2 protein-coding genes are annotated in these 1,819 nt (G+C 72.3%); both read left to right on the plus strand.

The annotated features are described in order from the left end of the window. Positions 1–511 (plus strand): Fic family protein (locus FRW57_RS21185; RefSeq protein WP_162529459.1); only part of this gene is annotated, 511 nt, incomplete at its 5' end. Positions 512–1,143: 632 nt separating this feature from the next. Next, positions 1,144–1,819, plus strand: a 676-nt coding sequence (locus tag FRW57_RS21190; protein WP_476748664.1) for a CpaE-like family protein, incomplete at its 3' end; no start/stop codon positions are given.

Consider the following 1,819-nt stretch of genomic DNA (forward strand, 5'->3'; position numbering starts at 1 on the left):
GGCTCAGGCACTGGCCCGGCTGCACGTCGCCGCGGCGACGCCGTTGCTGCCGCCCGACCAGGTCGGCCGGCCCCGGCAGGCCGGCGAGGAGTGCGTGGAGCTGTCCGAGGTGGGACCGGCACCCGACCCGGCGCAGCTCCCCTCCCGGCTCGCCGACCTGTCGGCGATCATCCTCGCGTCCGCGCAGGCACCGGCTCTGGTGGTCTGCGCCATCGTGCACGCCGAGATCGCCGTGGCGCGCCCATTCGTGCGGGGCAACGGCCTGGTGGCCCGGGCGATGGAACGGGCGATCCTGCACCGCAGCGGGCTGGATCCCACCGGTGTCGCGGTCCCCGAGCTGGGGCACGGCGGGGAGGGGACGGCCGGTTACGCGGGTGCCCTCGCGGCATACGCCTCGGGCAGCCCCGACGGAGTGCGGTTGTGGATCGAGCACTGTGGAGTTGCAGTGGTGCTCGGCGCCCGCGAGGGCTGGCAGATCGCCGACGCGGTGCTGGCCGGCCGGCTGAGCTGACGGCCTGCCACCACCGTCCCGGGTGATCCCCTCGAGCCCGTCAAAGTCAAGTCTTCCGTTTGGCGCAGCGGTGGGGTACACAGGACCTATAGCGACGGGCGAGAGCCCGACGACCACCGCGATCCACACGGGCACCCACGCGCGGGCAGTCCACTGATGGACCGATCGTGACGGGCTTGTCCCGGTGCGACAACACAGAAGCGCACGCTCTGGTAACCCGCTTCGGATCGCGGTTGATAGCACCCCGTTCGCGGGGTGCTATCACTTGTCAGAACCCGTTGACCAGGACGCCGACCGGCGGTCAGCGCGGTGCAGGAATCGATGCCGCAGCGGGAAAAACTTCCCCCCGGCGAGTTTCCGCGTTCCGTTTGCCTTTCGCCTGCAAAGGGCACAGTATGGGAAGTGCACGCTCCCCTTAGGGGTTGAGCGTGCCGGCGCACCGGCTCCTCCCCCCCGGAGCCCGGCGCGTCGACGGCCCCCGTTGTCCCCCCGACGGGGGCCGTCCCCTTTCCTGACCCCCCTTGGCCCCTTTTCCGGCCACGTTCTCCACACCCCGCTCACGCGAGTCCCGTCCCGCACAGGCTCCGACGACGGTATGGCGTCCAAGCTCGCCTCGGGCTCACCGTGGGGCGATGAACAGCATGAACACGTCGTCGCAGGTCATCGGGGTGCTCGGCGCTTCCGGTGGTCTTGGTGCGTCGGTGCTCACCTGTGCGATCGCGGTCCGCGCGGCCGCGGCGGGACTCAGCGCGCTCGCCGTCGACGGGGACCGGTTCGGCGGTGGCCTCGACGTCACGATGGGTCTGGAACAGCAGACCGGGCTGCGCTGGCCAGATCTGGCCCGGGTCCGCGGGGAGGTCGACGGAGACCAGCTGCTGTCCCGGTTGCCTTGGGGTGAGACGGTGCCGGTGCTGTCCTTCGACCGGTCCCGCGACGTCGAGCTGTCCGCCGAGCCGGTGCGCGGTGTCCTCTCCGGGCTGCGGGCCGCGTGTGAGGTCGTCTCGGTGGACCTGCCCGCGCCCGGGGCGCCGCTCTTCGGCTGCTGGGTCGAGGCCTGCGCCGACGTCGTGCTGCTGGCCGGCTCCGACCCGCGGGGACTTGCTGCGGCCTGCGCCGTGGCACCGCACGTCTGCCACGATTCGCGGCGGACGTGGCTGTGCGTCCGGGTGGACCGGCACTTCGGTGACCTCGCGCCGGTCATCGCCGAAGGTGTCGACCTGCCCCTGTCCACCGTGCTGCGCCACGAACGCGGGCTCGACGCCGATCTGTGGCACGGCCTCGCGCCCGGGGACCGCCGCGGGCCGGTCG

Origin of the sequence: Segeticoccus rhizosphaerae, from assembly GCF_009192725.1 — a bacterium.
Classification (GTDB): Bacteria; Actinomycetota; Actinomycetes; order Actinomycetales; family Dermatophilaceae; genus Segeticoccus; species Segeticoccus rhizosphaerae.